Consider the following 14,791-nt stretch of genomic DNA (forward strand, 5'->3'; position numbering starts at 1 on the left):
GAGTTTTGAAAAAATCATGATAATAATCCCAATAATGTGAAAATAATGCCAAATTCATTATTTGTAAAATATGGGTGGTTAAAGCCACTTGCTCCACGAAATCCGCACGAACCACATCGCGCAGCAACCTCATTAGAATTATTATTTGACTTAATTTTTGTCGTAGCCATTGCCACAGCAGGCCAACAATTACACCATAGCATTATCGAAAATCATTTATCCCATGGCTTAACACTTTATTTTATGGTGTTTTTTGCATTGTGGTGGGCATGGATGAACTTTAGCTGGTTTGCATCTGCCTATGACAATGATGATGTATTTTATCGAATCATGACCTTTGTGCAGATTATTGGTTCACTTGTGATTGCAGCAGGGATACCTAGCGCATTTCAACAACAAGATTTTGATGTGATCATTATTGGTTATGTCATCATGCGTTTGGGCCTCGTTACACAATGGTTTCGTGTTGCTAAAAATGATCCTGAGCGTAAACAAACAGCATTGAGATATGCAACTGGTATTATCATCGTACAGATTGGCTGGTTACTTTTTCATTTTACGCCGATCAATTTCACCCTTTATTTGTTTCTACTTTTGGTGGTCGCTGAACTGACTGTGCCAATCTTTGCTGAAGCACATAATATGACGCCTTGGCATCCACATCATATTTCCGAGCGTTATGCCTTACTTACGATTATTGTCCTTGGTGAATCGATCATTGGTAGTTTTGCTGCAATTTCTGATGCATTAAACAATCAGTTATTAAGCCAAGAGTTAATCTTTTTGATGATTGGTGGGCTACTCATTATGTTTACTATGTGGTGGGCTTATTTTGATCATGATGTTGCTGAACGACTCAATAGCCGTAAGCGTGCATTTTCATGGGGCTATGGTCATTTTTTTATTTTCGTGAGTATTGCAGCTCTTGGCGCAGGTTTAGCTGCTGCCGTGGATGTTGTGACGCATAAAGCTGAAATCTCGGCTGACATTGTTAGCTATTTTGTTGCAATCTCTTTGATTGTCTATACTGCGAGCCTTTGGTTATTGCAGGAAATTCACCATCTTTCAGGGATTAAGAAATGGTTTTATCCAATTACAGCAGCCATCGTACTCTGTATTCCGATGATATTTACGCAAGTGGGTTATGCTGTTTTTGCTATGGCAATTGTTTATGCGCTACGTTTGATTTTTTCAAAATGTTATTTGGCAAGATAATAAATTAATTGGGTTCTGAGCAATGGGATTTCATGATTTTTATCGTTTGAGTTCGCACGCTGTGATTTTTAATGAAAATCGACAAGTCTTATTATTGAAAGCGACTTATGCTGATTGTGCATGGGGTTTACCTGGTGGTGGATTGGATCAAGGTGAAACAGTGCATGAAGCGCTAATTCGTGAATGCCAAGAAGAATTAGGTTGTGAAGTTTCGATCGAATATTTATCAGGGGTTTATTATCATTCTGCAGTAAATTCCCACGCATTTATGTTTAAGTGTACATTGCAGAGCGATCAGCCAATCAATTTAAGTGATGAGCATTCAGAGTATCGATGGTTTGATTTTGACCAACTTTCACCTGTGCAAAAAATTCGTATTGAAGATTGTTTTCATTTTGATGGTCAGGTAAAGAGCAGGGCATTTTAAGGATTGGATATCGCTATCAAACAGGGGATAGAATATCCGTCTCATTCAAAAAGCAGATTCACTTTCAGACAATGGTATGGGTTAAAATAAAGCAATAAAAAACAGGTCATCAAGACCTGTTTTTTATTTACCTCAATTTAATATTATTTATCTGGTAATGCATAAGCAACGATAGAGTCACCCATTTTGGTACCAAATGAACCATGACCACCCGCCATGATCACAACGTATTGTTTACCATTGCTTTCATAGGTCATTGGTGTTGCTTGCCCGCCCGCAGGTAGACGACCTTTCCATAGCTCATCACCATTGCTGACATTGATCGCTCGGATGTAATCATCTTGAGTTGCTCCAATGAACATCACATTACCCGCAGTTGAGATCGAACCACCTAACATTGGCACACCCATTTTAAATGGTGGCAATGGAATACCTGGCATACTGTCACGAATTGTACCAATACGACGTTTCCAAGCAACATCATGCGTTTTCAAATCTACACCAGCAACATAACCCCATGCAGGTTGTTTGCATGGTAAGCCAAATGGTGAAAGGAATGCACTGATTTCAACACCGTAAGGAACACCGTACATGGGTTGAACACCCGCTTCTGTGCCTGCACCTTTAGCTGTTTGTTTACGGTTAGGATCAGCAGGAATCAATCGACTGACAAAAGGTAGGCCAATTGGATTCATGACTGCGATTTGACGATCAGGGTTAAGTGATAAGCCACCCCATTCAAATACACCCAAGTTACCAGGGAAAACTAAAGTTCCGTTTTCTGAAGGTGGGGTATAAATACCGTCATAATTTAACTTGTGGAATGACACACGACAAATTAACTGGTCAAACATGGTTGCACCCCACATTTGTTTATCCGTTAATTTTTCTTGAGGAGCTAAGTTAAAGTCTGAGAACGGTTGTGTTGGAGAATAAAACTCACCTTTAGTTTGCGGACCACGTTTTACACTTTGTGGTACTGGACGTTCGTTAATCGGTACAATTGCTTTACCATTACGGCGGTCCAAAACAAAGGCATTTCCTGTTTTAGTCAATACATAGATTGCTGGAACAGTTTGCCCAGTTTTATCTTTGATATCCGCTAAGGTTGGTTGTGATGGTACATCCATATCCCATAAATCATGGTGAGTTGTTTGGAAGTTCCAGATCAATTTACCTGTTGTAGCATTGATTGCTAGCATTGAGTTTGCATAACGTTCATGCAGTTTTGTACGGTTACCACCCCAAATATCTGGTGTACCTACACCTGTTGGTACATAAACGATATCGAGTTTTGCATCATATGCCAGCGGAGCCCATGCATTCGGTGAGTTTTGGACATATTTCTGACCAGGACCCGGAATCTGATTCGGATTTTCAGCACCAGTATCAAATACCCAAAGCAATGCACCTGTATTTACATCATAACCACGGATAACACCAGAAGGCTCTTGAGTAGAATAGTTATCAGTTGTTGAACCACCAATAATAATGGTAGTGCCTGTTACAACTGGAGGTGATGTTGGAATATAACCACCTGGATAAGGGAATGGCATGTCTTTCTGTAAATCAACTTCACCGTTATGACCAAAGTCAGAACATGCTTTACCTGTTTCAGCGTTTACAGCAACAATACGACCATCATTGACTGGTAAAATAACTTTACGAGGACATTCTGTAGAAGTCGATTTTTTAGCTTGTAAACTTGCAGCGAACCCAACGGTATTATCTGCATCGTAATAAGAAACACCACGACAAGTTAAATGTTGGAAAGTATTATCGGCTTTGAGTTTAGGATCAAATACCCATTTCTCTTTACCTGTAGAAGGATCAAGAGAAACCAATTTTTGGTGTGTTGTACACAGGTACATGTTGTTACCGATTTTAATCGGTGTGACTTGATTGGTCGTCTCGCCTGAGTCATTTTCCGTCTTGACTTCGCCTGTACGATAGGTCCAAGCAACTTTAAGATCTTTAACATTCTCTGAGTTGATTTGGTTCAAAGGCGAATAGCGTAAACCTGATTGAGTCCGACCATAAGCTGGCCAGTCTGCATCTGCAATACCATCAATCGCTGCTGGTGTTGGCTGTTTACTGGTTAATGTCCCACGAATTTCTTGTGGATCATTAAAGATAGAATAAGCCATAACCGCTATGGTGATCGCCAATGTACCTGAGAGTACAATTTTAGCACCTTTGGCATCGAAACCACGTGTCACTGCTGGAATGAGTAGCCATAAGCCAAACACACCTAAAATATCTAAACGCGGTGCAAGCGCGAAGAAGTCTGAACCGACTTCCCATAGTCCCCAGACAACTGTGCCGAGTACTAATGCTGAATAGACGTATAAAGCAGAACTATTTAATTTGCGTAATAAGATTGCTGTTGCAATGAAAAGTATACCGGCAATGATGTAGTACCAAGACCCACCCAGTGCTGCCAGCCATACTCCGCCGCCTAATAGAACTACACCGAAAACAATTGCAATCACAATTGTTAGGGTTCTGAGTCCTGAAGATGGAGTTTGCATATTGACCACCTATCTATTTGATTAATTTTCTACGCTTTACCTTCCCATTAAGGAGTGATGAAGCACATTGTTTAAATTTTTAGATTTTAAATATTTCGATGCGAGGGGAGAGAAAGAGTTAAAATGGCATCGAAATATTTATGATCTATAACACTAGAATGCAGTTTGGAATTTGATACCGCCAACCCATGCATTTTCACCATCTTTATATGCACCTACATGACGAATATATTGCACATTTGGACGGATCGTCAGCCAATTTGTTGCATGTACACCGTAGTAAATTTCAGTGTTGTACTCTTCATCTTGTTGACGAATTTGAGTGTTATTCACATCATTGTTGATGCTGATACGAGAAAAACCAATTGCGACATCATCTTGAGGACGCGCATCGAAAGGACCTTTATAGACCAATCCAATATTTTGCATATTGTCGACAGTGTTTGTGTCTGAGTCATGAAGGGTTAAATTAATAAAACCCGTTAAGCCACGACGTGCATCACCGTGATGTGCTGTAAGTTGTTGCTTGGCAACCAGCCATCCACCTTGTTTATGATCTGTTTCATTTGGATTTTTAATGCGTTGTGTATCGACAGTACTGTAGTAATAGCCCAAACGGTATTCACCTGGCAATTTTGCAACACTGAGTTTCGGTTGCCAAACGATTTCCGCAGGAATAATTGCACCATGTGAACCATCTGTACTTAAGTTAAATCCTTTGCCACGTTCTAAGTTTTCAGGATTATATTCATAAGCGCCAACTTGAGCATATAAGTCAGATTGGATGTTATATTTAACCCGCGCAGCCCATTGGCTAACAGGCCAGTTATACCACTGATCGCCTACCCAGTTACCCACTTGAGAGCCACAAAGTGCGAGATTTTGAAAATCACAGTCAAAGCTGTTAAAATCCTCACCTTCGCCAAAACGACCCATTTTAATATCTAATTTTTGATCAAAGAATTTTTTCTTGATCCAAAAATCAGTTAAGCGCCAAGTTTGACCACGACCCCAAACTTCTTGGGTTGAGCTGAGTTGTCCTGCAAGGGCATCAGAGGTTTGAGACAATGAACGACCATTACGTTCAGTGATGGTGATTTGGGCTTCAGTGTCTTTCCATCCAAGCACTTTTTCCAAGTCTACATGACTACCAATTGCAAACTGGTCTGCATACTCAGTTCCATGGCTTGAATGGTTTTTTGAATCTAATAAGGTGGCTAATTCGCCAGTGTAGCCGAAGCTGAAGTCATAACCTTTTTGTTGGAGCTCGGTTCTTTTTCCGTTCCAATCACCAAACATCCATGGGCTTTCTGCATTAAATGCTTCAGCTGCATGAGCACTTTGAAAAGAACTACATAAAGATAATAAGCTGATAGCCCAATAAAAGTGACCTTTAGATTTATTCATATTTGGTGACCTTGATAACACTTTGTAACTAATTATTTATAATACTCTCATATTTGTATAAAAATCTATTATTTTTGACTTTTAATTGTAATTAATGTGAGTATTTTATCTCATGGTGATAATTTTTTAATAAATGAATATTGGCTTTTTGAATATTTTTGGTCAATTTAATCTATTGTTTTTAAACTACTAAATTTTATTTAAAAATTAATTAAAAACGATGGATTAAAATTGATTCGAGAAAATTAGGCCACCTGTGTAACTTATTTAGAATTAAGATTACACAGGATGCTGAGCTTACAAATTATACAAATTGTAAAGAAAATGACAGAATTGTAATTTTATTTAACTTGAATTGTGTTGTATTAACTGGGTAATTACCATTTCCCTTCACCCAATTGCTGGCCAATATAGTGATATTGCATTTGTGATCTTGAAAACTTAATTGGACAGGCTAACTGTGGTTCAGTTTGATCAGAATTGGGCTTCAATGGAACATTAACCACCCAATTGCGTTGTTGTGAAATTTGGGACTGTAGTGCTTCATCTAATCTCAGTACGGGTTCTACGCAAACGTCCAGTTGCTCAAACAGTTGATTCCATTCAGCCAGATTTTTACTTTTAATTTTATCTCGAATCGCTTGTTTGACCATTTGACGATCTTCAGTATCGAAAGAAGCACCTTTTTGTAGAAGGATTGGCAATTCTAAGGCGCTTGCCAGTCCTGTCATAAATTGTGGCTCTAAGCTACCAATAGATAAATAACGAGCATCGGCAGTTTCATAGTAATCATAAAAGGTTCCTCCATTGAGCTGTTCTGATTCACGTTGTTGGTGCTGACCACCAGCTAAACTGGCTGCTGCTGCCATATTATTGAGTCCCACCACACAATCGGTCATGGAAATATCAATATATTGACCCAGACCGCTACTTTGACGTTCCACTACAGCAGCAAGAATGCCAATGACAGCATGTAAGGAGCCTCCTGCCACATCTGCGATTTGAATCCCCATCGGCGGTGGCCCACTGTCTTGACGACCACAATGTCCAGCGATACCAGACAGTGCAATATAGTTAATATCATGTCCAGCTTTGTCTTTATATGAGCCTGTTTGACCATAACCCGTAATTGAACAGTAAATTAAACGCGGGTTAATTTCAGCCAAGGTTGGATAATCTAAGCCCAAACGTTGCATTACCCCCGGACGAAACTGTTCAACAACAATATCAAACTCGGAAATCTTTTGTTTGACTTGTTCAATACTGATAGGGTCTTTTAAATCTAAAGTGACGGATTGCTTATTTCTGTTGAGATAACTGTGTGAAGTTGCTTGTCCATTGGCATAAGGCGGGAACAAGCGAACCAGATCTGGACGCGTTGGTGATTCAATGTGGATCACTTCTGCACCTAAGTCTGCAAGGTATAAAGTTGCAAATGGACCAGGTAATAAAGTGGAAAAATCGAGTACTTTCAATCCCTTTAAAGCTGTTGTCATAATTGTTTTTACCAATAGTGTCTTGATTTTAGACCCATAATAGAAATATAAAATTAACAAAACAATGTCATGTTCAGCCATTTACCTTGATCATTTCGGCAATTTATGATGTAAAAAGGTGATCTGCACTGTTGTAAATCGCCAATAAAACATTTTTTAGCGTCATTTAGGTCAATTGTTAGTGAACATCAAAGAGAGTGAAGGATTTACCATGAGTCGTGATACGATCAGTATCCATTTTGTGAATGCCGCCTTAACAGGTGTGAAGCGTCTAGGAATGGACGTTGACACCTTACTTTCACATGTTGGCATAGAAGCAGAGTTACTTCGCCAACCTAAAGCACGTATTTCACCAGAGCAATATACACGTTTTGTAAAAATGCTGTGGATGGTGACCCAAGATGAACATGTTGGCTTTGATATCCAACCTCGTCGTTTGGGGTCTTTTGCCATTATGTGCCAATTGATTATCCACGCTAAAACTTTGGGTGATGCTTTAGAGTTATCATCACAATTTTATAAATTATTTGGGGATGAGTGGTCGGTCGCAGTTGAACGTGATAAACATGAAGCGCGTTTAGTACCACTGATTCCAAAAACCATGGATCCTGATCATTTTATTACTGAAAGTATGCTGATGATTTGGCATGGTTTAGCTTCATGGTTAATTGAACGTCGTATTCCTTTAGAACGGGTACATTTTGGTTACCCGCGTCCAAATCATGCAGATGAGTATGATGCGCTGTTCTTTGCACCTGTGATGCAATTTGATATGCCACGTACTGAAATTACTTTTGCCGCTGACTATTTGGATTTACCGATTCGTCAGGATGAAGCAAGTTTAGAAGAGTTTTTAAAAGCTGCGCCTGCTCAGCTTTTGGTGAAGTTTAAAAATACCAATTCTTTAACTTCTCGTATTCGTGAAGTCTTAAAGAGTCAAATTGGTGAAGAAATGCCAACCTTAAATGATGTGGCTTCAATGTTGTATTTATCACCACAAACCTTGCGCCGCCGCTTAGCTGCAGAAGGTAAGAGTTACCAAGGCGTTAAAGATGCCTTGCGTCGTGATGCAGCGATTCATTTGTTGTTAAATCCGGATTTAACCTTGGAGGATGTAGCACAACAAGTGGGCTTTAGTGAAACCAGTACCTTCCATCGCGCATTTAAAAAATGGACAGGGGTTACCCCAGGGCTTTATCGTCAATTGCATGGTTATCATTAATCAAACATAGATGAATTCAAAAGTATTTTTGTTGATCCTAAGCCCAAGTATCACTTGGGCTTTTTTATGCCTGAGCATTTCAGCTAAAATATCTTGTAAGATATAAGCGATAAAGCAAAAGAATTTTAAACAAATAGGGTATTAAAAAATGATTAGGCTGGCTGAGTTTGATGATATGCAGGTACAAGATTTACTCAGAATTCACTTACATGGTATGCATAAAAACTCACCGATTGAGCATAGTTTTGCATTAGATCTAACTGCGTTACAACAACCAGAGATTAGCTTTTTTACCCTTTGGGAGCAAAATGAACTTTTAGCTTGTGGTGCAATTCAAGAGCTTTCATCTACACATGCCGAATTAAAGTCCATGCGGACACATCCCCAACATTTACGTAAAGGTGCTGCAACAGAAATGCTGAAACATCTTTTAATGATTGCTCAACAACGTAAATACCAAAAATTGAGTTTGGAAACGGGAACACACTTATCTTTTGAACCCGCAATTTGCTTGTATAAAAAATTTGGCTTTATTAAAGGTGCTTCTTTTTCAGAATATCAGGAGTCTGATTTTAATCAATTCTATCATTTAGATTTATCCACTCAATAGCGCATTGAATAATATTAGTGATGATTGTGAAAAAAGAGAATATCGCACCTGCTTATTTTAGATTTGAGCTAAGTAATTAGGTGAGATTTGAATGTTTTTATACTGGATACATAGATGGCATGTTTAATTAGAAAAATTAATCCTTCGGATATAGCGCAACTGATCGAAATAGAAAAATCTGCTACACAAGCATTTTCAAGTATTCCCGAGTTATCTTGGCTTGTCGAAAGCCCCGTATTGTCAGCACAACATCACTTACAATTGATTTCTTCTGCTTATGCATTTATCGCGATTAATCAAAAGAATCAAGCTACAGGCTTTTTATATGCAGAAAGACAAGTACTTGATTTATATATCATTGAACTAGATGTGAGTGCCGCATTTCAAAAACAAGGGATTGGTCGGCAATTGATTGAATATGCGATTACTATAGCTCAGGGAGAGGGCTGTGATGCTGTGACATTAACTACCTTTCATGATGTGATTTGGAATAGGCCATTTTATGAAAAATTAGGCTTTGAAAAGATCAATGCGCTTGAGATGCCTCTCTATCTTGAGCATAAACTTGAGTATGAAGTTGCATGTGGTTTTTCTCGTAACAGCAGATGTGCAATGAGATTGGCACTTAATTGAAATACGCGATTTGTTTTCGTTTTCCCATTCAGAACGAACCAGCCAATTGACAAAAAATATCAACTGACTATTTCGTTCTCGTCATTGAACTCTCAACTTTATAACGTACACTCAAAGCAGATAACAACCTAGAAGTCATAAGAAGGAACAGCTATGAGCGAGGCTTACATCATTGATGCCATTCGCACACCACGCGGAAAAGGAAAAAAAGATGGTTCACTGTATGAAGTGAAACCAATTACATTATTAACCACATTGCTCAATGAATTGAAAGATCGTCATCAGCTTGATACTTCAAAAGTAGACGATATCGTACTGGGTTGTGTAACACCAATTGCCGATCAAGGCGGTGATATTGCTAAAACTGCTGCAATTGCAGCAGGTTGGGACAATGATGTTGCCGGTGTGCAAATCAACCGTTTCTGTGCTTCAGGTCTTGAAGCCGTCAATATGGCTGCACAAAAAGTACGTTCAGGCTGGGAAGACATTGTTGTTGCTGGCGGCGTAGAGTCTATGTCACGTATTCCAATGGGTTCTGATGGTGGACCTTGGGCGTTAGACCCTGAAACAAATTTAAAATCACATTTTGTTCCTCAAGGGATTGGAGCGGACTTAATTGCCACGCTAGATGGTTATAGTCGTACAGATGTGGATGAGTTTGCTGCCAACTCCCAACGTAAAGCTGCTGCTGCACAGGCTGCAGGTCGCTTTGATCAGTCAGTGGTTGCTGTTAAAGATAAAGCTGGTGTTACGATTCTTGACAAAGATGAATTCATTAAACCAACTACAACTGCTGAAGGCTTGGCAAAACTCAATCCAAGTTTTGAAATGATGGGTGGAATGGGCTTTGATGCGATTGCATTACAACAATATCCAGAAGCGCAAAAAATTAACCATGTACATCATGCTGGAAACTCATCGGGTATCGTAGATGGTGCAGCAGTGGTGCTGATTGCTTCTGAAAAAGCAGTCAAAGAGCAAGGTTTAAAGCCACGTGCAAAAGTGTTGGCAACGGCATTGGTTGGAACAGATCCAACCATCATGCTAACAGGCCCTGCACCTGCTGCGCGTAAGGCGTTGGCAAAAGCAGGTCTTAGCATAGATGATATTGATCTCTTTGAAGTGAATGAAGCATTTGCATCTGTAGTGATGCGCTTTATGACTGAACTTAAAGTCCCAGCTGAAAAAGTCAATGTGAATGGGGGGGCAATTGCAATGGGGCATCCGTTGGGTGCAACAGGTGCAATGATTCTCGGTACGTTACTCGATGAATTAGAACGTCAAGGTAAAAAACGTGGTCTAGCAACATTATGTGTAGGTGGTGGCATGGGTATTGCGACCATTATTGAGTTGGTATAAGGAGAATAATAATGAGTGCAATTCAATATGAAAAAAATGCGGATGGTATTGTTATTTTAACGATGGACTCTCCCAACCAGTCTGCAAATACCATGAATGCTGATTTTCGTGTGGCTTTAGAAAATATTGTTTCTAAACTTAAATCTGAAACAGACCTAACAGGTGTGATTTATCGCTCTGCGAAAAAAACTTTTTTTGCGGGCGGTGATCTGGATGAGCTGATCGAGGCCACGCCAGAACATGCCACTGAATTCTTTGATATGACTGCAAAGCTAAAAGGTGATCTTCGTACAATTGATACTTTAGGTGTTCCTGTGGTTGCGGCAATTAACGGAACAGCATTAGGTGGTGGATGGGAAATTGCTTTAAGTTGTCATTATCGTATTGCTTTAAATGATCCTAAAACCAAATTAGGTCTACCTGAAGTAACACTGGGCTTACTTCCTGGCGGCGGTGGTGTCGTGCGTATGGTGCGTTTGCTTGGTTTGCAAAATGCATTCCCATTCCTCATGGAAGGTAAGCAATTTGGAGTAGATAAAGCCAAGTCTCTAGGCTTAGTCAATGAGCTTGCAGATAATGAGCAAGACATGATGAATAAAGCGATTGCTTGGATCAAAGCCAATCCAAAATCACAACAACCTTATGATGTAAAAGGTTATAAAATTCCGGGTGGAGACCCAAAAACCCCTGCAGTTGCTCAAGTTCTCGCAATTGCTCCTGCAATGCTACGTGATAAAACCAAGGGCTGTTATCCGGCGCCTGAAGCGATCATGGCTGCTGCCGTTGAAGGGGCTCAAGTTGATGTAGATACAGCTTTCCGTATAGAGGGGCGCTACTTTACTTACCTTGCAACAGGGCAAGTTGCAAAGAATATGATTGGAACATTCTGGCACGGCTTGAATGCAATCAAAGCAGGTGTAAGCCGACCTAAAAATATTGCCAAGTGGCAAGCGACCAAAGTCGGTGTTCTTGGTGCTGGCATGATGGGGGCTGGTATTGCGTATTCGACAGCAATCAAAGGTATTCAAGTCGTTCTAAAAGATGTATCTACTGAAAATGCTGAAAAGGGTAAAGCATATAGCCAAAAACTATTAGATAAACGTGTTTCACAAGGTCGTATGACCGCTGAAAAACGTGATCAAGTTTTAAGTTTAATTACAGCAACTGCATCCGCAGAGGATTTAAAAGGCTGCGATCTGATTATTGAAGCGGTTTTTGAAAACCAAGAATTAAAAGCCAAAGTGACGCAAGAAGCGGAACAATTTCTTGCAGATGATGGTGTTATGGCTTCCAATACATCAACATTACCGATCACAGGTTTAGCTAAAGCTTCTAAAGACGATACGCATTTTATTGGTCTACATTTCTTTAGCCCTGTCGATAAAATGCAACTGGTCGAAATCATCAAAGGTAAAAATACCTCTGCTGAAACTTTGGCAAAAGCCTATGATTATGTGCAACAAATTGGTAAAACACCTATTGTAGTCAATGATAGTCGTGGATTTTTTACCAGCCGTGTGTTTGGTACATTTGTGCAAGAAGGTTTACGCTTGCTGCATGAGGGTGTGCATCCTGCGCGTATTGAGATGGCTGCACTCAAAGCAGGAATGCCAGTTGGTCCATTGGCAATTCAAGATGAAGTGGCACTCACACTTTCTGAACATGTTGCTAAAGAAACTCGTAAAGCACTTCAAGCAGAAGGTAAAGACTTACCACTTTCAGGCGCAGATGATGTCATTGAAACCATGATTCATACATTTGAACGTAAAGGAAAGGCTGCAGGAGCAGGATTTTACGAGTATCCAGAAGGTGGCAAAAAGCATCTGTGGGATGGTTTAAGTCACTGGAAGAAAGATGTTGATATTTCAGAACAAGAAATGATTGACCGTTTCTTATTTGTTCAGGCTTTAGATACTTTACGTTGCTATGAAGAGAATGTATTGGAATCTGTGATTGATGCCAATATTGGTTCAATTTTTGGTATTGGTTTTGCACCATGGACAGGAGGTGCGATTCAATTTTTGAATCAATATGGTTTAGAGAAAGCTTTAGTTCGAGCGAACACGCTTGAAGCAAAATATGGCGAGCGTTTTAAAGCACCACAAAAGTTAATTGATCAAATTCCACATGGAAAGATTATCTGATTTTATATATTGCTTTAAAAGTTGTAGATGAAGAGTCAATTCTAGGTTAGACAATGATTTAAAAAAGAGGCCAAGCGCCTCTTTTTTTGACTAGATTTAACTTTTAATTAAATAAATGTGTGAGAAAAATAGGCAGAACCTGTTAAGATTGACTACAGCTTGAGTGCAAAAACTCTATTAACATATATAACATAAACGGAGAAAATCAATATTACACAATAGAACTAAAAATTAATATAATTCAATCGATTGGTTTAAAATATCTAAGTAACTACATCAACTTTTCTGAACTCGCTCGCCATAATGAATAAAAGTTCTTGATGTGGATACAGTTGGTGCGCTTATCATTGTAGTGATTATCTATTCAATCATTTTTAAGAAACTATCGTTATTGTATCTTATCTCTTCAATAGCATTTATAGTGCCTAGAATATCAGTCCTTTCTTGTCGTTTACATGATGCGTGAAGAGTTGGTGGGTGATACCTGATCGTTTTTATTCCCTTTTATTCCCTTAGGTGTTTGGTATTAATCTACTTGTAAATTTCAGATATCAAGCCTCAGACAAAACTGTGGCGGGCTACAAAGTAATATTTTACATATCAACCAAATGGTCGATAGGTTTAATCATGATAAAAATGGATTGATTGGGTGTGAGATAGTGTTGCTATATTCAAAAAAATAGCAATAATCAAAGAACCGACTAAAGTCTAATATTTCCCTTATAAAAGGATTGGGAATTCACATGGATTTAATACAAAGCAATGGTCAACCCCGTTATGGGCGTTTTAAAGATATTCCAAGTAAGATTAATGTCAATCAATACATCTACAAAACACCGTATGGCAAAGTATTAACTGGTTGGCGTAAGCATTTAAAATATAAAAAATTTAAATTTTGTGGTATCCAGCATGAACATTATTCAATTGGTATCGCAATTGCAGATATTGGTTGGGCTGGGCATGGTTTTATTTATATATATGACCATTCTAATAATGACGTTTTTGAATGGAATGCCAATACAATCTTAGGGCGTGGCACAGCTTTAGATGAACAACCTTTATACAGCCAAAGCCACTTTAATAAGTCACCTTTTGAATTTGAAATGCAACATGCGAATGGTGTGCGTTATATTCGAGCGACAAGAAGTGGAGAAGAGCAGTTAAAAGCCCGCATTTTCTGTGCAGGAACAGAACCTTTAAGCTTATGTAGCCCCAACGGCATTAATGGTTGGACCTATACGCAAAAAAAAACAACATTGGCTGTAGAAGGTTTCTTTATCAATAAAAATAAAGTGCGTATAGATTTTAATGAAAAAACATTGGCATCTCTAGATGATACTTGTGGGTTTTTAAGACCAGAAACAGCGTGGTTTTGGCTATCGTGTAACTTTTGGGATACGCAAGGAAATCGTATAGGGTTAAATCTAGCTTCAGGGGTGAATGAGAGTTTTGGCAATGAAAATTGTCTTTGGGTCAATGGTATTCTATACCCAGTTGCAGATGTGCTTTTTGAAAAGTTAGATGTAAACGTGTGGTCAATTCGTTCTTTAGATCATAAATTAAATCTGACAGTGGAAACAGGCTGGCGTAGGTTTGAAAATCTAAATTTACGTTTGGTAGGAAGCCAGTTTAGTCAATGGCAATCACGTATTAGTGGAACTGTAGAATCTGAAATTGGTGAGTGTATTCAATTAAATCAAGTCTATGGTTTGTTGGAACAGCATTATGCTAAATGGTAAAGCTGTTC

Annotated in this window: 11 protein-coding genes; 8 read left to right on the top strand and 3 right to left on the bottom strand. The window is 39.0% G+C overall.

Features of this window, described 5'->3' with window-relative positions:
* The first annotated feature begins 45 nt into the window (after nucleotides 1-45).
* Together ACG916_RS12575 and ACG916_RS12580 are read left to right on the top strand one after the other, a co-directional pair.
* Nucleotides 46-1,215, top strand: coding sequence for a low temperature requirement protein A (locus ACG916_RS12575; RefSeq protein WP_336954355.1), 1,170 nt, complete (start codon nucleotides 46-48; stop codon nucleotides 1,213-1,215).
* A gap of 22 nt (nucleotides 1,216-1,237) precedes the next feature.
* On the top strand, nucleotides 1,238-1,642 hold the full coding sequence (locus ACG916_RS12580; RefSeq protein WP_336954356.1) for an NUDIX hydrolase: 405 nt from the start codon (nucleotides 1,238-1,240) through the stop codon (nucleotides 1,640-1,642).
* A 143-nt stretch (nucleotides 1,643-1,785) separates the two neighbouring features.
* Here ACG916_RS12580 and ACG916_RS12585 read toward each other — a convergent pair whose 3' ends face one another.
* The 3 genes from ACG916_RS12585 to ACG916_RS12595 form a co-directional block, all read right to left on the bottom strand.
* Complete coding sequence (locus ACG916_RS12585; protein ID WP_419328393.1) at nucleotides 1,786-4,173, bottom strand: glucose/quinate/shikimate family membrane-bound PQQ-dependent dehydrogenase; 2,388 nt, start codon at nucleotides 4,171-4,173, stop codon at nucleotides 1,786-1,788.
* 153 nt (nucleotides 4,174-4,326) lie between these two features.
* Entirely contained in the window at nucleotides 4,327-5,580 is a 1,254-nt protein-coding gene (locus ACG916_RS12590; protein ID WP_336954358.1) for a carbohydrate porin, read from the bottom strand.
* A 377-nt stretch (nucleotides 5,581-5,957) separates the two neighbouring features.
* Complete coding sequence (locus ACG916_RS12595; RefSeq protein WP_336954359.1) at nucleotides 5,958-7,076, bottom strand: CaiB/BaiF CoA transferase family protein; 1,119 nt, start codon at nucleotides 7,074-7,076, stop codon at nucleotides 5,958-5,960.
* A gap of 211 nt (nucleotides 7,077-7,287) precedes the next feature.
* Between ACG916_RS12595 and ACG916_RS12600 the strand changes: the two genes are divergently transcribed.
* From ACG916_RS12600 to ACG916_RS12625, 6 genes are all read left to right on the top strand, one after another.
* Nucleotides 7,288-8,298: an AraC family transcriptional regulator gene (locus tag ACG916_RS12600; RefSeq protein WP_004724010.1), complete on the top strand. Its 1,011-nt coding sequence runs from the start codon at nucleotides 7,288-7,290 to the stop codon at nucleotides 8,296-8,298.
* Between the two features lie 148 nt (nucleotides 8,299-8,446).
* Entirely contained in the window at nucleotides 8,447-8,908 is a 462-nt protein-coding gene (locus tag ACG916_RS12605; protein WP_419328395.1) for a GNAT family N-acetyltransferase, read from the top strand.
* A gap of 114 nt (nucleotides 8,909-9,022) precedes the next feature.
* Nucleotides 9,023-9,541, top strand: coding sequence for a GNAT family N-acetyltransferase (locus ACG916_RS12610; RefSeq protein ID WP_419328397.1), 519 nt, complete (start codon nucleotides 9,023-9,025; stop codon nucleotides 9,539-9,541).
* 153 nt (nucleotides 9,542-9,694) lie between these two features.
* A complete protein-coding gene (locus tag ACG916_RS12615) occupies nucleotides 9,695-10,900 on the top strand; it encodes an acetyl-CoA C-acetyltransferase (protein ID WP_004724005.1) in 1,206 nt (401 codons plus the stop codon).
* An 11-nt stretch (nucleotides 10,901-10,911) separates the two neighbouring features.
* Nucleotides 10,912-13,044, top strand: a complete 2,133-nt coding sequence (locus tag ACG916_RS12620; RefSeq protein ID WP_336954362.1) for a 3-hydroxyacyl-CoA dehydrogenase NAD-binding domain-containing protein — start codon at nucleotides 10,912-10,914, stop codon at nucleotides 13,042-13,044.
* A gap of 743 nt (nucleotides 13,045-13,787) precedes the next feature.
* A complete protein-coding gene (locus ACG916_RS12625) occupies nucleotides 13,788-14,783 on the top strand; it encodes a DUF2804 domain-containing protein (RefSeq protein WP_336954363.1) in 996 nt (331 codons plus the stop codon).
* Nucleotides 14,784-14,791: the final 8 nt, after the last annotated feature.

This window comes from Acinetobacter legionensis, from assembly GCF_048552295.1.
Taxonomy (GTDB): domain Bacteria; phylum Pseudomonadota; class Gammaproteobacteria; order Pseudomonadales; family Moraxellaceae; genus Acinetobacter.